This window comes from Streptococcus oriscaviae (assembly GCF_018137985.1).
Taxonomy (GTDB): Bacteria; Bacillota; Bacilli; order Lactobacillales; family Streptococcaceae; genus Streptococcus; species Streptococcus oriscaviae.
The window spans coordinates 223,254-246,755 of record NZ_CP073084.1; the positions used below are offsets into that span (position 1 = coordinate 223,254).

22 protein-coding genes are annotated in these 23,502 nt (G+C 43.6%); 16 read left to right on the plus strand and 6 right to left on the minus strand.

Annotated elements, in window-relative coordinates; translation table 11 throughout:
- Nucleotides 1-43: 43 nt before the first annotated feature.
- From INT76_RS01060 to INT76_RS01075, 4 genes are all read left to right on the plus strand, one after another.
- Nucleotides 44-529 carry a GNAT family N-acetyltransferase gene (locus tag INT76_RS01060; protein WP_212571249.1) on the plus strand — a complete coding sequence of 162 codons (486 nt, stop codon included), beginning with the start codon at nt 44-46 and terminating at the stop codon, nt 527-529.
- A 2-nt stretch (nt 530-531) separates the two neighbouring features.
- Complete coding sequence (locus INT76_RS01065) at nt 532-1,266, plus strand: elongation factor Tu (RefSeq protein WP_212571251.1); 735 nt, start codon at nt 532-534, stop codon at nt 1,264-1,266.
- Nucleotides 1,267-1,278: 12 nt separating this feature from the next.
- A complete protein-coding gene (locus tag INT76_RS01070; RefSeq protein WP_212571253.1) occupies nt 1,279-1,746 on the plus strand; it encodes an 8-oxo-dGTP diphosphatase in 468 nt (155 codons plus the stop codon).
- A 202-nt stretch (nt 1,747-1,948) separates the two neighbouring features.
- Nucleotides 1,949-2,770 (plus strand): ABC transporter substrate-binding protein, encoded by an 822-nt coding sequence (locus tag INT76_RS01075; protein ID WP_212571255.1) that lies wholly within the window; start codon nt 1,949-1,951, stop codon nt 2,768-2,770.
- Nucleotides 2,771-2,806: 36 nt separating this feature from the next.
- On the opposite strand, the gene glgB is transcribed toward INT76_RS01075, so the two are convergent.
- From glgB to INT76_RS01100, 5 genes are all read right to left on the minus strand, one after another.
- Nucleotides 2,807-4,687, minus strand: coding sequence for a 1,4-alpha-glucan branching protein GlgB (gene glgB / locus INT76_RS01080; RefSeq protein ID WP_212571257.1), 1,881 nt, complete (start codon nt 4,685-4,687; stop codon nt 2,807-2,809).
- Nucleotides 4,688-4,766: 79 nt separating this feature from the next.
- Nucleotides 4,767-6,212 carry a glycogen synthase GlgA gene (glgA, locus tag INT76_RS01085; protein ID WP_212571259.1) on the minus strand — a complete coding sequence of 482 codons (1,446 nt, stop codon included), beginning with the start codon at nt 6,210-6,212 and terminating at the stop codon, nt 4,767-4,769.
- A 9-nt stretch (nt 6,213-6,221) separates the two neighbouring features.
- Nucleotides 6,222-7,337, minus strand: a complete 1,116-nt coding sequence (glgD, locus tag INT76_RS01090) for a glucose-1-phosphate adenylyltransferase subunit GlgD (RefSeq protein WP_212571265.1) — start codon at nt 7,335-7,337, stop codon at nt 6,222-6,224.
- Between the two features lie 12 nt (nt 7,338-7,349).
- Nucleotides 7,350-8,477 (minus strand): glucose-1-phosphate adenylyltransferase, encoded by a 1,128-nt coding sequence (locus INT76_RS01095; RefSeq protein ID WP_282960500.1) that lies wholly within the window; start codon nt 8,475-8,477, stop codon nt 7,350-7,352.
- Nucleotides 8,478-8,654: 177 nt separating this feature from the next.
- Nucleotides 8,655-9,566 (minus strand): LysR family transcriptional regulator, encoded by a 912-nt coding sequence (locus tag INT76_RS01100; protein WP_212571267.1) that lies wholly within the window; start codon nt 9,564-9,566, stop codon nt 8,655-8,657.
- A gap of 171 nt (nt 9,567-9,737) precedes the next feature.
- On the opposite strand from INT76_RS01100, the gene INT76_RS01105 reads away from it, so the two are divergent.
- From INT76_RS01105 to nt5e, 11 genes are all read left to right on the plus strand, one after another.
- Nucleotides 9,738-10,511 carry a dihydroorotate dehydrogenase electron transfer subunit gene (locus tag INT76_RS01105; RefSeq protein ID WP_212571269.1) on the plus strand — a complete coding sequence of 258 codons (774 nt, stop codon included), beginning with the start codon at nt 9,738-9,740 and terminating at the stop codon, nt 10,509-10,511.
- Between the two features lie 12 nt (nt 10,512-10,523).
- Nucleotides 10,524-11,465 carry a dihydroorotate dehydrogenase gene (locus INT76_RS01110; protein WP_212571271.1) on the plus strand — a complete coding sequence of 314 codons (942 nt, stop codon included), beginning with the start codon at nt 10,524-10,526 and terminating at the stop codon, nt 11,463-11,465.
- Nucleotides 11,466-11,633: 168 nt separating this feature from the next.
- Complete coding sequence (pyrF, locus tag INT76_RS01115) at nt 11,634-12,329, plus strand: orotidine-5'-phosphate decarboxylase (RefSeq protein WP_212571273.1); 696 nt, start codon at nt 11,634-11,636, stop codon at nt 12,327-12,329.
- Nucleotides 12,319-12,645: an inorganic diphosphatase gene (locus tag INT76_RS01120; RefSeq protein ID WP_212571275.1), complete on the plus strand. Its 327-nt coding sequence runs from the start codon at nt 12,319-12,321 to the stop codon at nt 12,643-12,645. The genes pyrF and INT76_RS01120 overlap by 11 nt, the downstream gene beginning before the upstream one ends.
- A 225-nt stretch (nt 12,646-12,870) precedes the next feature.
- Nucleotides 12,871-13,500, plus strand: coding sequence for an orotate phosphoribosyltransferase (pyrE, locus tag INT76_RS01125; RefSeq protein ID WP_212571277.1), 630 nt, complete (start codon nt 12,871-12,873; stop codon nt 13,498-13,500).
- 78 nt (nt 13,501-13,578) lie between these two features.
- A complete protein-coding gene (locus INT76_RS01130; protein ID WP_249116162.1) occupies nt 13,579-15,066 on the plus strand; it encodes a glycosyltransferase family 39 protein in 1,488 nt (495 codons plus the stop codon).
- A complete protein-coding gene (locus tag INT76_RS01135; RefSeq protein ID WP_212572981.1) occupies nt 15,060-15,989 on the plus strand; it encodes a glycosyltransferase family 2 protein in 930 nt (309 codons plus the stop codon). Before INT76_RS01130 ends, INT76_RS01135 begins: the two co-directional genes overlap by 7 nt.
- A gap of 18 nt (nt 15,990-16,007) precedes the next feature.
- On the plus strand, nt 16,008-16,664 hold the full coding sequence (locus INT76_RS01140) for a uracil-DNA glycosylase (RefSeq protein WP_212571281.1): 657 nt from the start codon (nt 16,008-16,010) through the stop codon (nt 16,662-16,664).
- On the plus strand, nt 16,661-17,128 hold the full coding sequence (locus INT76_RS01145) for an NUDIX hydrolase (protein ID WP_212571283.1): 468 nt from the start codon (nt 16,661-16,663) through the stop codon (nt 17,126-17,128). Before INT76_RS01140 ends, INT76_RS01145 begins: the two co-directional genes overlap by 4 nt.
- 10 nt (nt 17,129-17,138) lie before the next feature.
- A complete protein-coding gene (locus INT76_RS01150) occupies nt 17,139-18,407 on the plus strand; it encodes a dihydroorotase (protein ID WP_212571285.1) in 1,269 nt (422 codons plus the stop codon).
- A 137-nt stretch (nt 18,408-18,544) separates the two neighbouring features.
- Nucleotides 18,545-20,665, plus strand: a complete 2,121-nt coding sequence (gene nt5e / locus INT76_RS01155; RefSeq protein WP_212571287.1) for a cell surface ecto-5'-nucleotidase Nt5e — start codon at nt 18,545-18,547, stop codon at nt 20,663-20,665.
- A 123-nt stretch (nt 20,666-20,788) separates the two neighbouring features.
- Here the strand turns inward: nt5e and plsY are convergent, their stop codons facing one another.
- Nucleotides 20,789-21,427 carry a glycerol-3-phosphate 1-O-acyltransferase PlsY gene (plsY, locus tag INT76_RS01160; protein ID WP_428843984.1) on the minus strand — a complete coding sequence of 213 codons (639 nt, stop codon included), beginning with the start codon at nt 21,425-21,427 and terminating at the stop codon, nt 20,789-20,791.
- A gap of 102 nt (nt 21,428-21,529) precedes the next feature.
- Here plsY and parE point away from each other — a divergent pair, with 102 nt between their 5' ends.
- Nucleotides 21,530-23,473 carry a DNA topoisomerase IV subunit B gene (parE, locus tag INT76_RS01165; protein ID WP_212571290.1) on the plus strand — a complete coding sequence of 648 codons (1,944 nt, stop codon included), beginning with the start codon at nt 21,530-21,532 and terminating at the stop codon, nt 23,471-23,473.
- Nucleotides 23,474-23,502: the final 29 nt, after the last annotated feature.

A 23,502-nucleotide genomic window follows, 5' to 3' on the forward strand; every position in this document is an offset into this window, starting at 1 on the left:
AAGGAGTATAATAGATACATATAGCCAAGCGAAGGAGACTGACATGCAGATTAAAGACATGGAAACCGAGGAAGAAATTAAAGGGAAAGCCTATGTCCACTGGAAAGCATGGCAGGAGGCCTATGCAGGACTGTTACCGCAAGAGTTTCTTCAAAACACCTATACGTTAGAACGCTGTCAGGATTTGGCCTTCCGCTATCCGCAAAACACCCTGATAGCCCTAGTTGATGGCCAGGTTGTAGGTTTTGCCTGTTACGGCACCTCTAGTCAGAAGGATTTGAAAAATGCGGGCGAACTCTATGCAATTTATGTGTTGGCAGAGCATTATGGCAAAGAGATTGGCTATCAGCTTTTCCAAGCTGTTTTGGCTAAGATGGCTAATTCTGTGACCATTTCTCTCTGGGTTTTAGAGGGGAATGCGCGTGCGATTGCTTTTTATGAAAAAGTAGGATTCCGCTTTGATGGTGTGACAAAAACTGTCCATCTAGGAGCAGAGCGGACGGAACATAGAATGATTTTGAGGAGATAGGAATGAAGCAACTTTATTTGGTTACAGACAAGGAGCAGTTACAGCTCTATCAGGATTTCCTTATTCATCATCAGGAAAAATGGCAGAGCTATATCCATTATCTGAAGAAGAACTACCAAGTGACAGATTTGCCTCAGGCTATTCTCTGGACAGATTTAGAAACAGCAACAAAAATCCTTCGAGACTGTCCGATACCTGCCTATACAAACGAAGTGCGCATGGTCATGACCCCAGAAATAGAAGTCTGGAAGTCCATTTACCTCAGGCAATTAGAAGACTACCCTATTTCTCCTGAGACCAAGGAAATAGCCACCTATTACAGCTCCTTGTCGGATAGACATCTCTTGCAAATCATCGGCCATGAATTAGCCCATCAAAGCGACTGCTTTTTGGACTATGAAGAAGAAACCATGTGGTTTGAAGAAGGAATGGTGGAATACATCAGCCGTTGCTATTTTTTGTCAGATCAGGAATTTGAAGCTGAAAAACGGGTCAATGAGCAACTCGTCCAGCTTTTTCAGGCCCAAAACGGTTACCATCCCCTCTCAGAGTTTGGAAAAGCGACCTATCAAGGCAATTATGCCTCTATCTTTTATAAGTACTGGCGCAGTTTTCTAGCGATTGATTTTCTCGTTCAGCGCTTTGGCAGTATTTCTGCTGTCTTTGCCGACTATCATCGTTGGAATGATGAAGGCCGACCAGTTGATCTACTAACTTGGTTTAACCTAAGAATTTAATAAAGGAGAATTATGTCACGAAAGCAAACAGTTACACTGACAAATATGTGTCTTATTGAGGATCAGAACGGTCATGTCGTCGTCCAAATTCGTGATCCTAAACGGTATCGCTGGTCTGGCGTTGCATTTCCGGGAGGACACTTACTCGAAGGGGAGTGTTTCTACGATTCAGTTGTGCGAGAGGTCTACGAAGAAACTGGACTGACGATTCACAAGGCCCAGCTTGTTGGTATCAAGCACTGGCCTGACCAAGAGGGAGACCGCTATCTAGTCTTTCTCTATAAGGCCATTGACTATTCAGGTCAGATTCATTCAACGGATGAAGGAGAAGTCCGTTGGGTGAAAAAGTCTGAACTGCCCCAGCTTGATCTGGCCTACGACTTACTAGAGGTCTTAAAAGTTATGGACAGCCCAGAGCTATCTGAATTTTTCTATACCCAAAAGGGAGAAGATGGCGACTGGGACCGCAATTTTCGCTAGCAGACTGCCGAAAGGCAGTTTTTTTATAAAACAAATTGCATAAAAATACAAAAAATGATTGACAAATGTATAAAAATGAATTAGAATAGACTCATCTTTTGAAAAGGAGATAGAAAATATGGGGAAAATTGCTTTTAAAGTCCGATGATGCTGCTGCAGTATTATACAGTTGACTGAAAAAATAGAAGAGGAGAATGGATAAATGAAATTGAATAAAATGCTGACAACCGGATTAGCAGTAGTGGCATGTTTGCTACTGACTGCTTGCGGTGGTGAAACTACACAAGAAAACCAAGTTTTGACCTCAATTGAAGAAAAAGGAAAAGTGGTTATTGCTATGAACCCTGAGTTTCCTCCTTTTGAGTTTAGAACGCTGATTGATGGTAAGGATACAATAGTAGGAGCAGATGTAGAGTTGGCCAAAGCCATTGCAGATGAGTTGGGAGTCGAGGTTGAGTTTTCGAGCATGAGCTTTAATAACGTTTTGACTAGCTTACAGTTGGGCAAGGCTGACTTGGCAATCTCGGGCATTTCAGCGACCGAAGAACGTGCTAAACTCTACGATTTCTCAGTACCTTATTATCAGTCTGTCAACAAGATTATTATTCGTAAGGCTGACCTAGCAACCTATGCAACTTCCGAGTCTTTTGAAGGTGCTACCATTGGTACCCAGAAAGGAACCATCCAAGAAGAAGTCGCAAAGGCACAATTTACCACAGCCAGCTTTATCTCATTGGAGCAAAACGGGGAGCTAATCAATGAACTAAAATCAGGGCATTTGGACGGAGTGGTTTTTGAAGAACCGATTGCCAAAGCCTATGTTGCCAACAATGACGATTTGGTAATTGCAGATATTGCAATTGAAACCAGTATTTCAGATTCCTACGCTGTTGCAATGAATAAAAATAACCCAGCATTGAAGGAAAAGGTAGATAAGGTGATTACAGAATTGGTTGAATCTGGCAAGATGGCACAGATGGTAGAGGACGCCTACCAACTCTCAATCTCTGGTTCATCAGAATAAAGAAAAATCGCATGTCTGGACATGCGATTTTTGCTACTATTTTGCTTTTTTCTGTGCTTTCTTCCGTGTGGGCTTCTTAGGCTGCACCCGTTCGAGGTAGTAGCTTGTTAGACGTGGTATAGTAATGGTTGCGCCATTTTCGTCTGGATAAAGACTAAAGTTTTCAGTCGGAATGGCATTGGAAGAAAAGACTAATTTATACTCGCTGCCTTGCGGCAAATCCAGATGGACATCATAGAGTTCTTGATCGTTGAAGTTGTTGACAACCAAGATTTCCTGATCATCGCTATAACGAGAGAAGGCAAAGAGGCTTGCTTCTTCATCGATACGAATCCATTTGAAGCCTTTTTCGTGGGCTTGATAGTCATATTTCCAAAAAGCATCGTGGTCTTTGTAGAAATTAGACAAGGTTTTCATCATTTGATAGAAGGAGTCGTGGATAGGGTAGAGTTTTAGACCCCAGTCCATCTCTGTGTATTCATGCCACTCACGAATATGTCCCCACTCGTTCCCCATGAAGAGCAGTTTCTTACCAGGGTGAGCAAAGTAGTAGCTGTAATATACCCGAGCCAAATGGAATTTATCTTCGTAGTCACCGTTCATTTTATCGACGATGGATAGTTTTCCGTGAACTACTTCGTCATGTGACAGCGGAAGTAGGAATTGTTCGGTCTGGTTGTAGAACATACCGAAAGTTAATTCTTTGGAATGGTACTTACGGTAGACAGCAGGTCGGCTAATGTATTCCAAGGTGTCATTCATCCAACCCAAATCCCACTTCATGTCAAAACCAAGTCCGCCTTCATCTAAAGGATGGGTTACTTTTGGATAGCTGGAGGAGTCCTCGGCAATCATCATTACCCCTTTGAACTCTTCGTGGACAAGGGCGTTCACTCGTTTAATGAAGTCAATGGCAGTATGGTTAATCTTATCCTCATCCGTTTCCCCACGCCAGTAAATCAGATATGAGAGAGCGTCAACACGAATGCCATCAAAGTGGAAGTTTTGCAGCCAATACTTGATATTGGAGAGCAAGAAGGAGCGGGTCAGTCCTTTTCCAAGGTCAAAGTTTGCTGTTCCCCATTGGTGATTTTCGCGGTCATGCTCAGGTTCATATTCGTAGAGCCAGCTTCCGTCAAACTGATAAAGACCGTGAGCGTCTTTACAGAAGTGCAGGGGTACCCAATCCAGAATGACGCCGATTCCAGCTTGGTGGCATTGATCCACTAGATATTTTAGTTCATCAGGCTTACCGTAGCGGCTCGTCGGGCTGAAGTAACCAGTAATCTGGTATCCCCAAGAAGCATCCAAGGGATGTTCCATGACGGGCATCAGTTCAATGTGGGTATAACCGTTTTCTTTGACGTGTTGGATGAGAAGAGGCGCAATCTCCTTGTAGCTGTAAAAGGCTTCAGCAGGAGCACCGCCTTCGTTTTTATTAGCAAATTTTTGCTTCCAAGATCCTAGATGGACTTCGTAGATTGAAACAGGCTGTTCTTTGAAATCGTAGTTAACCCGGTGATACATCCACAGGTCGTCTTTGAATTTATAGCGTGCATTATAAGTGGTGGAAGCAGTATTTGGTCGCAGCTGACTATAAAAGGCATAGGGGTCAGCCTTGTAGATTTCACGGCCATCGTGCGTTATGATGAGGTATTTATAATCTTGCAGCGACTTTAAGTCCGCTACATAGAGTTGGAATACACCATCTACTTCCCATTCCATCGGATGGCTTTTTTGCCAATCATTGAAATCTCCGACGAGAAAGACTTCCCGAGCGTTAGGTGCATAGAGGCGGAAGTGAGTACCTAAAATTTTATTGCCCTCTTTGACGATATGGGCGCCAAATTTTTCGTGGAGTGAGGTATGCTCACCAGTGTGCATAAAATAGAGATCCAAATCACTAAATGAGGTCATTCTTCTTCCTTTCTAAAAACCTTCAACAGTCAGAAGAAGACTGTCGAAGGTTGTAGTACGAGCTTATAAGGCCCAGTATTTACTGAGTAATTTCCTGATAGAGATAGATGTACCGTTGAGCAGAAGCCTTCCAGCTGAAATCACGGGTCATGGCTTGTTCAATCAGTTTTCTCCAGTCATCAGGTCGGTCGTAGTAGGTTTCTAGGGCAAAATCGTAAACGCGCTTCATATTGTAGGCATCGCGACCGCCGAAGCTAAATCCTGTTCCTTCCTTGGTTTCGATGTGGTAAGGAGTGACTGTATCTACCAAGCCTCCTGTTTCGCGAACCAGTGGCAAGGTACCATAGTGCATAGAAATTAACTGACTGATACCGCATGGTTCAAACATAGATGGCATGAGGAAGAGGTCACTTGCCGCATAGATTTGATGGGCAAGCGGCTCGTTGTAGCCACGGTAGAAGGCAAATTTTTCAGGATAGGCGTGCTTGAAGTGATTAAAGGCGTTTTCGATGTCGGTTTCGCCGTTACCCAAAATGACAAATTGAACATGGGCTTGTAACAAGTGACTGAGAACTTCTGTCAGGAGGTAGAAGCCTTTTTGCCAGGTCAAACGGGAAACAATTCCCACCAAAATAACAGATTCGTCTTGAGGCAATCCAAACTGTGCTTGGAGGGCAAGCTTATTCTTTTTCTTTTCTTCCAAGCTGTCCAGGCCGTAGTTTTGGACGAGGTACTGGTCTGTATTGCTATCCCAAGTATCATAGTCAATACCATTGACAATCCCCAACAAATCGTGGCGGCGAAGTTCCAAAACGTGCTGCATATTCTCGCCAAATTCTTCGGTGAGAATTTCTCTTGCGTAGGTTTCAGAAACAGTTGTTACCTTATCTGCGTAAAGGATGCCCAGTTTCATGAAGCTGATACAGTCATCATGGAAGCGAGCAATGCCATCAAGGTAGTAACTGTAATTCATTCCTAAAGCGGACCAGAGAGCCTGTTTGTGGAAGATACCTTGGAAGGCTAGATTGTGGATGGTAAAGACATGTTTGATGGCACGAAACTCCTCGCGGTAGCTATAAAAAGTACGGCAGAGGAAAGGAATAGCAGCTGTATGCCAATCATGTGTGTGGATAACATCCGGAAAGAAATTGAGGGCTTCCAAGAGGCGACAGGTTGCATGTTGGAAGAATCCGAAGCGGGTCGCATCATCGTCATACCCATAAAGTTCATCCCGTTCAAAGAAGTCGCGGTGTTCAATAAAGTAGAATGTAACACCGTCCACAACTTGACTATAAACATTGGCCATTGACTGAATATCGCCTGCACGAACATCATAGCTGGCTACATAATCAAAATCAGAGTGGTTGTTAACTGCGATTTTTAGATAGAGGGGAAGGACAACCCGAACATCCATTCCTTGGTTGACAAGTTCCTTGGGAAGGGAGCCGATAACATCGGCTAACCCACCTGTTTTAATGAAGGGAAGTCCTTCGGAAGCTACAAAGAGAACAGATTTTTTAGTCATTCCTTACTCCTAGATGATTTGATGAGCTTTCAGATAAGCTGGTGAAACCTCGCTACCTTTAATATCGACAGGGTGTGAAATGGTTGTCGCCTTATCGATAATGGCATTTTCAATGTTTGCTCCGCTCTTGATGGTGACACCGTTCAAGATGATGGAGTTCTTAATCACAACGCCTTCTTCAATCACAACGTCACGGTCAATCACAGAGTTTTCAATCTGACCGTTGATGTTTCCACCGTTTGAAATCAAGCTGCGTTTTACCTCAGCAAGCGGTCCGTAAAGAGTTGGCGAGCTATCGCTAGTTTGGGTGTGAATTGGCCAGTTGTTCTTGAAGAGAAGCTTGCGGGTATCGCGGTCAATCAGTTCCAACTGGGTCTTGAAGTAAGACTCTACCGTATTGATACACGCAACGAAGTCACGGTGTGCATAACCGACAATCTTGTATTGATCCACCAAGTCATTGAGGATGTCCTTGAGCCAGTAGAGAGCAGATACTTTGTTAGCACGCTTGATTAGGTCAAGGAAGAGGGTGCGTTTCATAAAGTAGGCTTCTAGGGAAACTGGACGGTTTTTATACTTACCGTGGTTTTCTTCAAATTCGACAATGCGTTTGTCATCACCGAACTTCAAGGTTTGGCAGCCGATAAAGTTTTCTTTAGCATCTGTAACGTTCTTATAGAGAACAGTCACATCAGCGCCAGTAGCAAGGTGTTCATCCAAGAGTCTTGAATAATCCTGACTGTAAATGAAGTAGGAAGGAGCAATCAAGACATACTCTTTATTTGAACTTTCAATGTAGTGAAGGTTGTCTGAGAAGGCCTTAATATCATGTTGGTAGATGGAGTTAGGATCTGTTGCACTATTGAGCAAGCGAAGTTTGCCACGCTTACTGTTGATGTTGTAGTGTTTGCCAGTACCAACGTGTTGGATAGTTGACCGCATTTTAGCAGGCATATAAACCTGAAACTCAGTGATGCCTGAGTTAGACATGTTAGAGAGAACAAAGTCAATCAAGCGGTAACGGCCTAGGAAACCAAAGGCTTGGGTACCACGGTGGGCCATCACATCACCGAATTGAACGTTCTTTCCTTCAATGTTTACAATTCCTAATGTATTTCTTAGCATAACAGTCCTCTCTTACTTGGTTACATTTTTGTCAATCAACAAGATTTGATCTGGGGTACCAGCTAGCTTGGTTCCATCTGCGATTTTAATATTTTCAGCGACAATGACATAGTCAAGATCCACATCTTCACCGATAATAGCCCCTGGCAAAATAACAGAGTTTTTAACGGAAGCGCCTTTTTGAACCTGAGCGTCGGTAGAAATAACAGAGTGCTCTACCAATCCATCAATTGTAGCACCTTTGTCAATATAGGCACTGCGGACAGTTGCGCTAGTACCGATAACCTGAGCAGGAGAACCAGAGTCTTCTGAGTAGATTCTCCAAGAAGCGTCAGACAGATCCAAATCACCAGCATGGTCAATCAAGTCCATGTTTGATTCCCAAAGGCTGTTGACGGTACCAACGTCTTTCCAGTAACCGCGGAATGGATGAGCGTATAGGCGGCGACCATCAGCAAGATATTTTGGAATGATATCGTGACCGAAGTCGTGAGAGGATGTATCTAGCTTATCATCTTCCAAGAGGTATTTTCTAAGAGTTTTCCAAGTAAAGATATAAATCCCCATAGAAGCAAGGTTACTCTTAGGTTTAGCAGGTTTTTCCTCAAACTCTTCAATACGATAGTCTTTGTCCGTATTCATGATACCAAAGCGAGAAGCTTCTTTGAGAGGAACTTCAATTACGGCGATGGTAGCATCTGCCTCGTTTTGAATGTGGGTATCAAGTAGCTTGTCATAGTTCATCTTATAGATGTGGTCACCAGATAAGATAAGGACATACTCAGGATCATGAAGGTCAATAAAGTCGATGTTTTGAGTGATTGCATCGGCAGTTCCCTTATAGAGCCCGAAGCCTTCGATTTTCTCACTTGGAGGAAGCACGAAGATACCTGAACCTTGCACATCCAATCCCCAACGTTGGGATTGGGCAACATAAGAGTTAAGAAGGACTGGCTCATACTGTGTCAATACCCCTACAATATCAATACCAGAGTTTGCACAGTTACTGAGCGGAAAGTCGATGATGCGGTATTTGCCACCAAAGGCAACAGCAGGTTTTGCAACCTTTTTGGTCAGACCTTCAAGACGAGTACCACGACCACCAGCAAGAATCATTGCTAACATTTTATTTTGTGCCAAAATAAATCACTCCTTAATATATATGATAAAACCATTATAGCATAAGAAAAAAAATAATGAAAGCGTTTCCTGTCTAATATTTGAAAAACTTTCAAATATTTTTACAGTAGCTTTCATTACTTTCTGAATTCAACTAATTTTTAATAAATCTCTTGTACCAGACTGATTTGTTTCCAATCAGTCCTTGTCAAATCTGACCTCATCCAAGAGGAAGGAGATAAATTTTTCTCCCATATCCGATAACATGGTTTTCTCATGCTGGATATAAATCAACTCGATCCGATCATCGTGAACCAACGGTATGGAAACAATATTGTCGCCGTTAAGATTGGAGTTCAGGATACCTGTTGCGATGGTATAACCATCTAAACCAATCATGAGATTGAAGAGGGTTGCCCGGTCAGATACAACGATGGACTTTTTATGGTGCTCCTGAGAGAGGATTTCTTCTGAAAAGTAGAAGGAGTTATGAATTCCTTGTTCATAGCTCAAGTAGGGAAAATCAGCTAAATCTTCTAATTTCAAGGACTTTCGATTGGCCAATGGATTGGACTTGCTGACAAAGACATGGGGCTTGGCAGTGAAGAGATGGGTATGGCTGAGCCGGTTGTCATCAAGGAGTTTGAGCAGGACGTCACGGTTAAAGTTATTGAGGAAGAGAACGCCGATCTCAGAGCGGAAATTCTTCACGTCGTCAATAATCTCCCATGTACGGGTTTCCCGTAGAAAAAGCTCGTAATTCTCCATATCCGTTTCTTTTAAAAGGGATACAAAGGCATTGACCACAAAGGCATAGTGCTGCGAAGACACACTGAACAGCTGCCTTTTGGCCCCGGGATTTTTATAGCGCTCCTCCAAAAGTTCAGTCTGCTCAATCACCTGACGAGCATAGGAAAGAAACTCCATTCCATCCTTGGTCAGAGTAATTCCTTTTGGATTACGGAAAAAGATGGAAATTCCCATTTCTTTTTCCAACTCACGAACAGCGTTAGACAGGCTGGGTTGGGTAATAAAAAGTTGCTTGGCAGCTTCATTCATACTGCCTGTTTCAGCAATTTTTATAATATAATGTAATTGTTGGATTCTCATATTACTATTGTATCATGAATTGACAAAAAATATAGAAAAATGTATAATGCAGAAAAGAAAACCTTTAACTGAGTCCAGAGAGGCGAAGAAGGTTCACAGGATAATAGGGCAAGTCGTGCCTTCTTTTCATGTAACCTTGCCCTTTGGCAAGGTTTTTTTGAGGAGAGAAAGATGATTCTAAAAGAAAAAATGACAATCCTTGCACAGGAAGAAATAGCGCCATCTATTTTTTCTATGGTGTTGGCCGGTCAAATGGTAGCTGAGATGGAAGTTGGGCAGTTTGTCCATATTTTAGTTCCCGATCAGTCTATGCTGTTACGGCGACCGATTTCTATCTCAGAAATTGATAAAGAAAAGGGTCAGTGCCGGCTGATTTACCGGGTCGAAGGCCAGGGGACAGAAGTCTTTTCCAAGATGACTGCCGGACAAAGCTTGGACATTATGGGGCCACTTGGGCAAGGTTTTCCATTTGATTTCCTTGAAAAAGGACAGTCAGCTCTCATCATTGGGGGAGGAATTGGTGTTCCACCGCTAGTTGAGCTGGCAAAACAGCTTCATGCCAAGGGAGTGGACGTCCATTCTGTGATTGGTTTTGCGACAGATAAGGCTATCATTTTACAAGAAGAACTCAGCCGTTATGGTTCAGTTCAGGTTACGACTGACGATGGTTCTTATGGGCAAAAAGGCTATGTGTCGATCGTTGTTGATGGGCTGGAGAAGTCCTTTGATGCGGTGTATGCTTGTGGGGCTCCTGCTATGATGACCTATGTTGATCAGAAGTTTGAAGAACACCCTCATGCTTATCTTTCCTTGGAAGCGCGGATGGCTTGTGGGATGGGGGCCTGCTATGCCTGTGTCGTTCATCCAAAAGGAGCAGCGGCTCATGAAAACAAGCGTGTTTGTAAGGAAGGGCCTGTGTTTGCAACAGGCAGCCTGAACTTATAGGAGGAGATGATGATGACAAAGAATCCTTTGGAAATTTCCCTGCCTGGCTTACAGTTAAAAAATCCTATTATTCCCGCTTCAGGTTGTTTTGGATTTGGTCAGGAATACGCGGAATACTTTGATTTGGATAAGCTGGGCTCCATTATGATAAAGGCGACGACCCAACACCCTCGCTACGGCAATCCCACACCGCGGGTGGCAGAAACGCCTGCTGGGATGCTCAATGCCATTGGTCTGCAAAATCCCGGTGTTGATGCTGTTTTGGCTGAAAAACTACCTTGGTTGGCCCAGCACTTTCCTGATTTGCCTATTATTGCCAATGTGGCTGGTTTTTCCAATGAAGAGTATGCTTATGTTTCTGGAAAAATTTCACAGGCACCCAATGTCAAGGCTATTGAATTAAATATTTCTTGCCCCAATGTGGATCATGGTAATCAAGGACTGCTAATCGGTCAGGTACCTGAATTAGCCTACGCCGCTGTTCAAGCCGCTGTTCGTACTTCGGAGGTTCCAGTCTATGTGAAGCTGACACCAAGTGTGGCGGATATTACACAGGTTGCAAAAGCTGCTGAAGATGCAGGAGCGGCAGGTTTGACCATGATAAATACCTTGGTAGGCATGCGTTTTGACCTGAAAACGAGAAAGCCCATCATTGCTAATGGTACAGGTGGTATGTCAGGCCCAGCAGTTTTTCCGGTGGCGCTCAAACTCATCCGACAAGTGGCCCAGACGACTGACCTGCCAATTATAGGAATGGGCGGTATAGATAGTGCAGAAAAAGCCATCGAAATGATGATTGCAGGGGCATCTGCTATCGGTGTTGGAACGGCCAACTTCACGGATCCATTTGCTTGTCCAACTATCATAGAAGACCTACCGAAAGTGATGGCCAAGTATGGCATCAGCAGCTTGGAAAATCTTCGTGCGGGCATTCGCAAGGAATTGAGGCAATAAGCAGGTCTTTTATTGACAAAGGTAAAATAAAATAGTATTATTGAAAGAAAAAACCTTTAAAAAAAGTCCAGAGAGGCTGCAAGGGATCATGAATAAGGATGAGAGCCATCCGTTTTCGTGTTACCCTGTCCATTCTGACGGGGTTTTTGTGTAAACGAAAGGAGTTTCATGAGAGAACAGCGCCCAATTATCGCCCTTGATTTTCCCTCTTTTGAGGAAGTTAAGGCTTTCTTACATCTTTTTTCCAAGCAGGAAAAACTCTATGTCAAGGTTGGTATGGAGCTCTACTATGCTGTTGGCCCAGAAATTATTACCTACATTAAATCTTTAGGTCATTCAATCTTCTTGGACCTTAAACTGCACGATATTCCAAACACAGTTGAGTCTGCCATGAGGGTATTATCCAAACTTGGTGTAGATATGACCAATGTTCATGCTGCAGGCGGGGTTGAAATGATGAGATCGGCCAAACAAGGGTTGGGGCAGGAGGCTTTGCTAATCGCTGTCACCCAGCTGACTTCCACATCAGAAGAGCAGATGAGAGACTATCAAAATATTCAAAGCAGCCTTCAGGATTCAGTTGTTCATTATGCTAAAAAAGCCCGTGAAGCAGGTCTGGATGGAGTAGTTTGTTCGGCCCAAGAAGTGGCTCTGATTAAGGAGGCAACTGGTAAAGATTTCCTATGTCTGACACCAGGTATACGGCCTTCTGGCGCAGATGTGGGTGATCAAAAACGAGTGATGACTCCTTTTGATGCTTACCAGATTGGCAGTGATTATATCGTGGTTGGCCGACCGATTACACAGTCTGACGACCCAGTTGCGGCCTACCAGCAGATCAAAGAGGAATGGAATGCTGAATAAGAACTACAAAGTCCTTGTTGATAGACCAGTGGGCTATCAGGATTCCTTTGGCACCATTTACCCCATTAACTACGGCTATATTCCGGGGTTGCTAGCGGGAGATGGCGAGGAGCAGGATGCTTATATTATCTCTGATTCAGTCAATGGTCCACTCTCTATTTTTAAAGGAAAACTTGCTGCTATTATTCATCGTCGTGATGATGTAGAAGACAAGTTTGTTATCACCAGTCAAGATGAAACGCTGACAAAAGAGGATATCCAAGAAGCAACGCATTTTTTGGAGCAATATTTCGATTCATGGATTGAACTCATTTAGGAGGTAGAACTGGGAAGGGACGTTTCTAAAGACGCATTCTTTGATGATTTTACCTACCGCTACAACGATGGCAAGTCAGAACATTTTACCAACAATGTGCGTTGCAAAGGCAATAAGGGAACACGAATGGTGTCAGCCTTTTTGGGGGTTGTCAGGTCGTTTGCTACGATGGCCATTGAGAAAACGTACGAATTTAATTTTTAATATAGAAAGCAGGAATATTAGATGACATTAGCTACACAAATCGCATCACACCTTTTAGACATCAAGGCTGTTTATCTGCAACCTGAAAATCCTTTTACATGGGCTTCAGGCATTCAATCACCTATCTATACAGATAATCGCATCACTCTTTCTTATCCAGATACCAGAACCTTGATTGAGGATGGATTTGTCCAAAAAATCAAGGAAGAATTTCCGGATGTGGAGGTCATTGCGGGAACGGCGACGGCTGGGATTCCACACGGAGCCATTATTGCGGATCGGATGAACCTGCCTTTTGCTTATATTCGCAGTAAACCAAAAGACCACGGAGCAGGCAATCAGGTGGAAGGCCGCATCGTAAAAGGTCAGAAAATGGTGGTTATTGAGGACCTGATTTCTACTGGCGGTTCTGTATTGGATGCTGTTGCAGCTGCAGAACGTGAAGGAGCAAAGGTTCTCGGTGTGGTAGCTATTTTCACCTATGAGTTGCCAAAGGCAGCTAAAAACTTTGCGGATGCAGGTGTCAAATTGGTGACCTTATCAAATTACAGCGAACTAATCAAGGTGGCTAAGGTACAAGGGTACATCAACGCTGACGGCTTGACTCTGCTCAAAAAATTCAAGGAAAATCAGGAAACCTGGCAAGACTAATTGACAGAGGGCGCTTAATTGGGCGTCCTTTTCGATTTTTATTAGATTGATAAAGAATATCATGCTATAATGGATAGTATGTACGATCTATTTTTTAAGATGATTCAAAAGCTAATGTGGGTCATTTTTGCCTTCTGGATTGCTGTATCTTTGTGGCATCTCTTTGAGCTATCGTGGTTGGTAACAATTGGCTTTCTGGCTTTGGTTGCCTATGCATTTTTTCACAGAGAGAAGCTCCTGTCCGCTTTCCAATGGCTGATGAGGCACAAGAAGGTCTTGGCTATTTGCGCGGTTGTGTTTCAGCTGGCTGTCATTCTTTCGGCTAACCTGTTGGTGCGCAGAGATGCGGCGGTTGTCATCAATGGTGCTTTTGAGCTGATTAGTGATAGTTCCATATCCAACTATTTGACGCGCAATCCAAATAATTTATCCATGTTTCTTTATGCCAGAAGCCTCTATCATCTGTTTGGATACAAGGCTATTTGGGTTCTGCAGCTTCTTGGGATGCTCTACATCAATGGGACAGCTTGGATTTTATATAAGACGGCTCAAACATATTTTAATCAAACCAGTGCAGATGTAGCCTTTAGTCTTTATTTGCTCTTGCTTGGATTTTCGCCTTATGTCATCCAAACCTACACAGATTTGACTGGTCTGCCTTTCCTGGCCCTTCAAACCTATCTAACCATGGGGATTATTAGGGACAAGCAGGTATCTGTTACAAAGGTCGCTGCTCTTGGAGGGGTGACGACTCTAGCCTTGATTTTTCGACCGACAGGAGCTATTTCCACCATCGCCTTTTTCATCTTGCTGTTTTTGGAAAAGTCGTGGAAGAAGCTGATTCAGCTTGTCCTCATTTTCGGCTTAAGTTTTGGGATAACCATGGGGCTCAATAGTTTTATCAAGCAGCACCAAAATGAAGTTGTCATTAGGCAGGAAGAGGAATTAGCCAAATCCTGGCTAACCTTTATCAACTTGGGCTTGACCTATTCTGGCAGTGATCAAGGGGATATGAAAAAAGGCCTCTTGCAGTACGTTCCAGAATCTGAGAGAGGCAACTATAACAATGGGATGTTCTCTAATGAGAACGAATGGAAAGAGATCAAGCGTCGTTTATCAGAATATACGATAGTCAGCTTTTCTTCCCATATCCTCTACAAGTTGAAACGAACCCTTTTTGATGGCAGTTTGAACTGGCTTTACACTGCGCCAGAGAAAGAGAAGTCAGCCTTCGTGTCACCTTTGTATGTTTATACCAAGGATAATGCTTTGGCGGAATGGGTTCGTAAATTCATTATAGAATACGACAGCCCATCTTATGTTTTCTATAAGCTAATCAAACAGCCTATTTGGATCGTGATGGCTTTGGGTGCCTTTATACCTGTCTGGAAGTACAGAAGGTACCGCCAGCTCAATTATCATTTACTGACTATTTTTGGAGGCATCCTCTTTCTCATGGTATTTGAAGGAGGCAAGACCCGCTATCTCATCCAGTTTTTACCACAAATTATCTTGCTGTCAAGTATCGGACTTGCTACTTGGCTCAATAAGGAGAATACATTATGATTTCAGTCATCGTTCCTTGCTTCAATGAAGAAGAAGCCATCCCTTTGTTTTATGAGGCGATGGAAAAGGTTCGTCTGCAGATGCAAGAAACTTTTGAATATATTTTTATCAATGATGGTTCCAAAGATGGCACCTTGAGAGTCTTGAGAGAATTATCTGCTCAGGATCAGCAGGTTCACTATCTCTCTTTTTCCCGTAATTTCGGGAAGGAGGCAGCCCTCTATGCCGGTCTGAAAGAAGCGAGCGGAGAACTTGTGACGGTCATGGACGTTGATTTGCAAGATCCACCTGAAATGCTGATGGACATGAAGGCTATGTTGGATGCAGATCCAGACTTAGATTGTGTGGGGACTAGACGAGTTAGCCGTGATGGAGAGCCACCTATCCGTAGTTTTTTTGCAAAACTGTTTTATCGAATTATGAACAAGATTAGTCAGGTGGAAGTGGTGGACGGTGCGCGCGATTTTCGACTCATGCGCCGGCCCATGGTGGACGGGATTTTGGAAGTTTCTGAGTACAATCGATTCTCCAAGGGGATTTTCGCCTGGGTAGGTTTTCGGACGGAGTATCTGCCATATGAAAACGTGGAACGTGTAGCCGGTCAAACCAGTTGGTCCTTCTGGAGTCTTCTATCCTACTCTATTGAAGGGATTATCAACTTTTCTGATATGCCCTTAAATATCGCATCCTATACAGGTTTCTTCACCTTTATCTTATCGCTTTTGATGATGATTTTTGTTGTAATAAAGACCTTGGTTTTTGGAGATCCAACTATCGGCTGGCCGTCAACTATCTGTATCATTTTGTTTTTAGGTGGTCTGCAACTAATGACCATTGGTATTCTTGGTAAGTATTTGTCTAAGGTTTTCATGGAAACCAAGAAGCGGCCGGTTTATCTCGTCAAGGAAAAGAGCAAGAAGTAACCGATAAAGGAGTTTTCTATGCAGCATTCAAAATGGCATGATTTGATTAAGGCAGAATTGCCAGAACAGTATTTTGCTCGTATCAACGATTTTTTAAATCAAGTTTATAGTCAGGGTACCGTTTATCCTCCGCGTGAAAAAGTATTTGCAGCTATTCAGACCAGTCATTTGGAAGAAGTTAAGGTGGTTATTCTTGGTCAAGATCCCTATCACGGGCCAGACCAGGCACAGGGCTTATCCTTTTCTGTACCAGATTGGGTACCCGCTCCGCCTTCTTTGCAAAATATCCTAAAGGAGTTGGCAGAAGATGTCGGTGTTAAAAAGAGTCACGATTTAACCTCATGGGCAGAGCAGGGAGTTCTTTTGCTCAACGCCTGTTTAACAGTACCAGCAGGCCATGCAAATGGACATGCAGGGCTGATTTGGGAGCCATTCACGGATGCTATTATCAAGGTGGTCAACCGTTTGGAGCAACCTGTTGTCTTTATCCTTTGGGGGTCTTATGCTCGTAAGAAAAAAGCTTTGATTACCAACTCACATCATTTGATTCTGGAATCGGCTCATCCCAGCCCTTTATCAGCCTATCGCGGTTTCTTCGGCAGTCGTCCTTTTTCACAAGCCAATGCTTTTCTTGAAAAAGCTGGTAGCCAACCAATAGACTGGATTCGCTCATGACCAAACTTGCAACAATTTGTTATGTAGATAATGGAAAGGAATTGCTCCTACTCCATCGCAATAAAAAGCCTCAAGATGTTCATGCCGGTAAGTGGATAGGTGTGGGCGGGAAGTTTGAAAAAGGTGAGAGTCCAGAAGACTGTGCCAAGCGGGAAATCTTCGAGGAAACAGGTTTGGTTGCGACAGACATGAAACTATGTGGTGTGATTACGTTTCCTGATTTCACACCAAATCAGGACTGGTATACCTATGTTTTTAAAGTGACAGCATTTGAGGGAAGTATCAAAGACTGTGACGAGGGAAGCTTAGAGTGGGTTCCCTATGAAGAAGTTCTCCAGAAACCAACTTGGGAGGGTGACCTCATCTTTCTTCGTTGGATATTGGACAATCGTCCCTTTTTCTCGGCAAAGTTTACCTATACTGAGAATAGTTTACAAGACCATAGTGTCGTTTTTTATGAGTAAAGGAGTTGCTATGTTGTTGATAAAAAATGGTCGCGTGATTGATCCTCAATCAGGCTTGGATCAGGTTTGTGATGTTCTTTTAGAAGGAAAAGTCATTGTTGATATTGCAGAAAATATCGTAGCTTCTGAAGCAGAGGTCATTGATGCGACGGGATTAGTAGTTGCCCCTGGCTTGGTGGATGTTCATGTTCACTTCCGTGAACCTGGGCAGACCCACAAGGAAGACATTCATACGGGTGCCTTGGCTGCAGCAGCTGGTGGTTTTACCTCAGTAGTTATGATGGCTAATACCAGTCCGACGATTTCAAGCGTTGAAACTCTGAAGGAAGTTTTGGCATCTGCTGCCAAGGAGAATATTCATATCCATACAGTCGCGACCATTACCAAGGAATTTGATGGAGAAAATCTAACTGACTTTGAAGCCCTTTTAGCAAATGGAGCAGTGGCATTTTCAGATGATGGAATCCCGTTGACGAACGCTGGTGTGGTTAGGGAAGCTATGAAACTAGCCAAGAAACACGATACCTTTCTCAGTTTGCACGAGGAAGATCCACAGCTAAATGGTGTATTAGGACTCAACGAATCTGTGGCTGAAAAACACTTTCACGTTTGTGGGGCGACGGGTGTTGCCGAATATAGTATGATTGCCCGTGATGTCATGATTGCCTATGAAACAGGAGCTCGAGTGCATATCCAGCACTTGTCTAAGGCTGAGTCTGTTGAGGTTGTCGCTTTTGCCCAAAAGCTTGGGGCCAAAGTTACGGCAGAAGTAGCTCCCCAGCATTTCTCTCGGACAGAGGATTTGCTGCTTACCAAGGGTGCCAATGCTAAGATGAATCCTCCCCTGCGCCTAGAATCTGATCGTTTAGCTGTTATTGAAGGGCTTAAATCGGGAGTTATCAGCTTAATTGCTACCGACCATGCCCCACATCATGCAGATGAGAAAAATGTTGCCGATTTGACCAAAGCACCTTCAGGCATGACAGGTCTTGAAACCTCTCTATCCTTAGGTTTGACTCATCTGGTGGAAGAAGGTCACTTAACGCTTCTGGAATTGCTAGAAAAAATGACCATCAACCCAGCCAAACTTTACGGCCTGGAGGCAGGTTATCTGGCCAAAAATGGCCCGGCCGATCTTGTTATTTTCGATCCAGCAGCCGAACGAATTATTTCTGATCAATTTGCTTCAAAATCTAGCAACTCACCATTTATCGGCGACCGCCTCAAGGGAGTCGTGCATTACACCATTGCAGATGGACAATTGGTTTACGGTAAGTAATAGCGTCTAAACAGCTCGATAATTATTTGAGCTGTTTTTTCTCGAACATTTTTCTCTGTAAAGGATTTCAATTTTTGTTGTTTTTGTGAAAAAAGAGTATAATAGTGAAAGGAATTCAAAAAACGAAAGGATTTTGTATGAAAAAGAAAGATTTATTCCTACCTGTCTTGTCAACGCTCTTGTTAGCTCCCTTTGTTTTGTCACAGCATGTTGAAGCTCAGGAAGCGACTCCATCTGTGACGGTTGAAACAACAGCGGCACCGACAAACACGACCACTGAAGGAGCGGCATCAACCGTTTCAACAGAGCCAGTGGCAGCAACTACAACAGAAACTACAACAGAAACTGAGCCAGTAGCAGACACAGTTGATGCGGTTATCCTCCATACCAACGACGTTCATGGTCGCATCTTGGAAGACCGTGGAGTAATGGGGGATGCAAAAGCGGCAGCAGTTATTGAAGCAGAGCGTGCTAAAGAACCTGTCACCTTGGTCTTGGATGCTGGAGATGCTTTCCAAGGAATGCCGATTTCAAATAGCACACAAGGGGAAGACCGCGCAAACATCATGAACCAAGTGGGCTATGATGCCATGGCTGTTGGTAACCATGAGTTTGACTTTGGTTTGGAACAGGCTGTTAAGTATAAAGAAACCTTGAAATTCCCACTATTGAGTGCCAATACTTATGTGAATGGAGCACGTTTGTTTGAGGCCTCTACTGTTATCGATAAAGACACAACAGTAAAAGGTGATGAGTTCGTTGTGATTGGTGTAACCACACCAGAAACAGCTACGAAGACCCATCCAAAGAATGTCGAGAATGTTGTGTTTACAGAGCCAATTACTGAGGTAAACCTAGTGATTGATGAAGTGGAAGCGCGTGCGCAAGCAGAAGGGGTTGTTTATAAAAATTATATTATTTTGGCTCACCTTGGAGTAGATACTACAACACCAGAAGCATGGCGTGGCTCAACACTTGCCCAAGCACTTGCAGAAAATGCAAAACTAGCTGGCAAGCGAGTGATTGTTATTGATGGCCATTCTCACACCGTCGAATCTACGACCTATGGTTCAAATGTAACGTATAGCCAAACAGGTTCTTACTTAAATAACATTGGCAAAATTACCCTTAAATCTGGCCAACTTTTGGCAGAAACGAGTATGATTAAAGCTGCTGATGTCAAAGATGTAGAGCCTGATGCTAAAATTGCAGCCCTCGTTGCTGATATCAAAGCCAAATACGAAGCAGAAAATGCACAAGTAGTCATTGACACTAATCCTGTTGAACTCAACGGTGAACGCTCAAATGTTCGTGTTCGCGAAACCAACCTTGGTAATATCGTGACAGATGCTATCTATGATTATGGACAAACCGGCTTTAGCAATCCGTCCCATTTGGCAGTCACAAATGGTGGTGGACTTCGTGCAACCATTGCCAAGGATCAACCGGTTACCAAAGGAGATATTATTGCTGTTCTGCCATTTGGTAACAGTATTTCACAAATTACAGTGACAGGCGAGCAGATTCGTGCCATGTTTGAAAAATCAGTTTCTGCTCCACATCAAGTGGATAAAGCAACTGGAGCGGTTGTTCTGGACGAGAACGGTCTGCCATTGCTTGAAGCAAGCGGAGGTTTCCTTCACACATCTGGTGCTCAAGTCTACTATGACGTCAACCGCGAAGCTGGCCAACGGGTTCTTCACATTTCTATTTGGGATCCGGCAACGAAGACCTTCCAACCATTAAAATTAGAAGGAACTTATTACCTAGCAACGAATGACTTCTTGGCTGCTGGAGGAGATGGATACACAATGCTTGGAGGTGCGCGTGAAGAAGGCCCTTCTATGGATAGTGTCTTTGCAGATTATCTCAAAAAGGTAGCTGACTTGGGCTTGCTTAAGGAGTATGAAGTAGTGAATCCTGCTAGTCGCCTGTACTCTGTTTCAGAAACACTAGACACAGATGGCGATACCTATCCAGACTATGTAGAGCATATTCATGGAACGGATCCTGCCAATGCAGCGTCAAATCCTGCTAACCCACCAGTGGATCAATCTGGAAATAATCAAGGAACACCTAAACCTATCAGCGATCCAGCGCAAGGTGCGGGTGGCGCATCAAACTCTGATAAAGCAGTAACAAGCAAGAAACCAACCTTGCCAAACACAGGTGATTCAGCGAGCTATGCTCTTTCCCTCATTGGTCTGGGATTAGTCGGCTTAGGATTTGCAGCAGCTAAACGCAAAGAGTATCAGTAAGCGGTATGTAAATTTTAGAAAATTGCATAAAAAATAAAAGCGAACAAGAAACCAAACCAAGCTTGTTCGTCTTTTATTGTTCATTGTTGAAAAAAACTGCCAGCGAGTTGGCAGTTAAGAAAACTATTTTGTTTTTTGTTTGGTTAAATTTAATCCGAAGGGAACTAAATTTTCTTCTTTTTTCTGGATACGTTTAATATTATCTATGTGTCGGATGATAACAAAACTTCCTAGGAAAAGAATAATCAAGGTAAAGAGCAAGTCGTAGCTCGGCAGGATAAAGCCAAAGGCAGGAAATAGAAGTACCCCGACCAAAGCAACTGCGGCGGCTAGAACACTAGAGAAGGACACCATGGATGTCAGATAGAGCGAGGTCATAAAAATCAATAGCAGGAAGAGGCAGAATCCAGGAGCAATTCCCATCAACATTCCCGCGGAAGTTGCGACAGCCTTTCCGCCTTTAAACTGTGCAAAGATTGGGAAGGTATGGCCCAGAACAGCCAAGAGCCCAAAGATAATTGGTGAAATGCCTTCTAACTGAAACAGCAGTGGCAACAAAGCAGCCAAGGTTCCTTTTAAGAAATCAATGAGAAAGACTACGGTTCCAGCTTTTGGACCGAGTATTCGAAAGGTATTAGTGGTTCCTGTATTGCCAGAACCATACTCTCGAATATTCTTTTTGAAGAAAATTTTTCCAATCCAAAGTCCAGATGGAATAGAACCTAATAAATATGCAATCAATAAAAATAAGATATTCATCATCATTTTCCCATTATACCACATCTAGGGTAGGAAGGGAAAAATCTTGCATAGTGACCCCTTTTTTTGGTAATATAGTTAGGATAAAATGACTGGAGGTCAATTTTGGCTAAGAAGGAAATTACCATCAATAATTACAATGACGACGCCATTCAGGTGCTAGAAGGATTGGATGCTGTCCGCAAACGTCCAGGGATGTACATTGGCTCGACAGACGGAAACGGACTCCACCACATGGTTTGGGAAATCGTTGACAATGCGGTAGACGAAGCCCTATCCGGATTCGGTGACCGCATAGAAGTGACCATTAACAAGGACGGCAGCCTCTCAGTCGCTGACCGTGGACGTGGCATGCCAGTCGGGATGCACGCAACAGGAAAACCGACCGTTGAGGTCATCTTTACTGTACTTCACGCAGGCGGTAAGTTCGGACAAGGAGGCTATAAAACCTCAGGTGGACTTCACGGTGTAGGCTCCTCGGTGGTCAATGCCTTATCTAGTTGGTTAGAGGTTGAAATTACCCGTGAAGGCTCCGTCTACAAACAACGGTTTGAACAAGGTGGAAAACCGGTAACAGGTTTAGAAAAGATAGGTTCTGCACCAAAATCAAAAACGGGTACCAAAGTAACCTTCATGCCTGATGATACCATCTTTTCAACGACTGATTTTAAATTCAACACCATTGCAGATCGTTTGAAAGAATCTGCCTTCTTGCTCAAAGAAGTGACTCTTTGCCTCAAGGATGAGCGTAGCGGCGAAGAAGTAGACTACCACTACGAAAATGGTGTGCAGGATTTTGTCAGTTATTTGAATGAAGACAAGGAAACACTGACCCCAGTCCTCTACTTTGAGGGAGAAGAGTCTGGATTTCAAGTTCAGGTGGCCATGCAGTACAATGATGGCTATTCTGATAACATCCTATCCTTTGTCAACAATGTTCGCACCAAAGACGGCGGAACTCATGAAACAGGCCTTAAAACTGCCCTGACCAAGGCTATGAACGACTACGCACGCAAGATAAATCTGCTCAAAGAAAAGGATAAGAATCTGGAAGGCTCTGATTATCGTGAAGGTCTCTCAGCGGTCCTATCTATCCTAGTTCCTGAAGAACACCTACAATTTGAAGGGCAGACCAAGGACAAACTAGGCAGCCCCTTGGCTCGTCCTGTTGTCGATGGAATTGTTTCAGACAAATTAACCTATTTTCTTTTAGAAAACGGCGAACTAGCTTCTAATCTCATTCGCAAGGCCATCAAGGCCAGAGATGCTCGCGAGGCAGCCCGAAAAGCTCGTGACGAATCACGCAACGGTAAGAAAAATAAAAAAGATAAGGGGCTTTTATCCGGCAAGTTAACTCCAGCCCAATCCAAAAACCCTGCGAAAAATGAACTTTATTTGGTCGAAGGAGATTCAGCGGGCGGTTCAGCCAAACAAGGTCGTGACCGTAAGTTCCAAGCCATTCTTCCTCTTCGCGGTAAGGTTTTGAATACTGAAAAAGCCAAGATGGTAGATATTCTAAAGAATGAAGAAATCAATACCATGATTCATACCATTGGAGCTGGTGTCGGCGCAGATTTTAGCCTTGAAGACATCAACTACGATAAAGTGATTATCATGACTGATGCGGACACGGATGGTGCCCACATCCAAACTCTCCTCTTGACCTTCTTTTATCGCTACATGCGCCCTCTAGTTGAAAACGGTCATATCTACATCGCCCTTCCACCTCTTTATAAGATGAGTAAGGGAAAAGGTAAGACTGAAAAAATCGCCTACGCATGGTCAGATGGCGAACTCGAAGACCTTCGCCGCGAATTTGGCAAAGGTGCTGTTCTCCAACGCTACAAAGGGCTCGGGGAAATGAATGCGGATCAACTATGGGAAACGACCATGAATCCAGAAAGCCGCACCCTTATCCGTGTGACCATTGAAGACCTAGCTCGGGCAGAACGCCGAGTCTCCATCCTCATGGGAGATAAACCAGCCCCGCGCCGCCAATGGATTGAGGATAATGTTAAGTTTACCTTGGAAGAAAGTACGGTATTTTAAGAGCTGACTTTTATTGAATCGGTTTAAGA

Coding starts and splice junctions, on each gene's coding strand:
- INT76_RS01060 (WP_212571249.1), top strand. CDS start 44: ATGCAGATTAAAGACATGGAAACCGAGGAAGAAATTAAAGGGAAAGCC.
- INT76_RS01065 (WP_212571251.1), top strand. CDS start 532: ATGAAGCAACTTTATTTGGTTACAGACAAGGAGCAGTTACAGCTCTAT.
- INT76_RS01070 (WP_212571253.1), top strand. CDS start 1,279: ATGTCACGAAAGCAAACAGTTACACTGACAAATATGTGTCTTATTGAG.
- INT76_RS01075 (WP_212571255.1), top strand. CDS start 1,949: ATGAAATTGAATAAAATGCTGACAACCGGATTAGCAGTAGTGGCATGT.
- glgB (WP_212571257.1), bottom strand. CDS start 4,687: ATGACCTCATTTAGTGATTTGGATCTCTATTTTATGCACACTGGTGAG.
- glgA (WP_212571259.1), bottom strand. CDS start 6,212: ATGACTAAAAAATCTGTTCTCTTTGTAGCTTCCGAAGGACTTCCCTTC.
- glgD (WP_212571265.1), bottom strand. CDS start 7,337: ATGCTAAGAAATACATTAGGAATTGTAAACATTGAAGGAAAGAACGTT.
- INT76_RS01100 (WP_212571267.1), bottom strand. CDS start 9,566: ATGAGAATCCAACAATTACATTATATTATAAAAATTGCTGAAACAGGC.
- INT76_RS01105 (WP_212571269.1), top strand. CDS start 9,738: ATGATTCTAAAAGAAAAAATGACAATCCTTGCACAGGAAGAAATAGCG.
- INT76_RS01110 (WP_212571271.1), top strand. CDS start 10,524: ATGACAAAGAATCCTTTGGAAATTTCCCTGCCTGGCTTACAGTTAAAA.
- pyrF (WP_212571273.1), top strand. CDS start 11,634: ATGAGAGAACAGCGCCCAATTATCGCCCTTGATTTTCCCTCTTTTGAG.
- INT76_RS01120 (WP_212571275.1), top strand. CDS start 12,319: ATGCTGAATAAGAACTACAAAGTCCTTGTTGATAGACCAGTGGGCTAT.
- pyrE (WP_212571277.1), top strand. CDS start 12,871: ATGACATTAGCTACACAAATCGCATCACACCTTTTAGACATCAAGGCT.
- INT76_RS01130 (WP_249116162.1), top strand. CDS start 13,579: ATGTACGATCTATTTTTTAAGATGATTCAAAAGCTAATGTGGGTCATT.
- INT76_RS01140 (WP_212571281.1), top strand. CDS start 16,008: ATGCAGCATTCAAAATGGCATGATTTGATTAAGGCAGAATTGCCAGAA.
- INT76_RS01145 (WP_212571283.1), top strand. CDS start 16,661: ATGACCAAACTTGCAACAATTTGTTATGTAGATAATGGAAAGGAATTG.
- INT76_RS01150 (WP_212571285.1), top strand. CDS start 17,139: ATGTTGTTGATAAAAAATGGTCGCGTGATTGATCCTCAATCAGGCTTG.
- nt5e (WP_212571287.1), top strand. CDS start 18,545: ATGAAAAAGAAAGATTTATTCCTACCTGTCTTGTCAACGCTCTTGTTA.
- plsY (WP_428843984.1), bottom strand. CDS start 21,427: ATGATGAATATCTTATTTTTATTGATTGCATATTTATTAGGTTCTATT.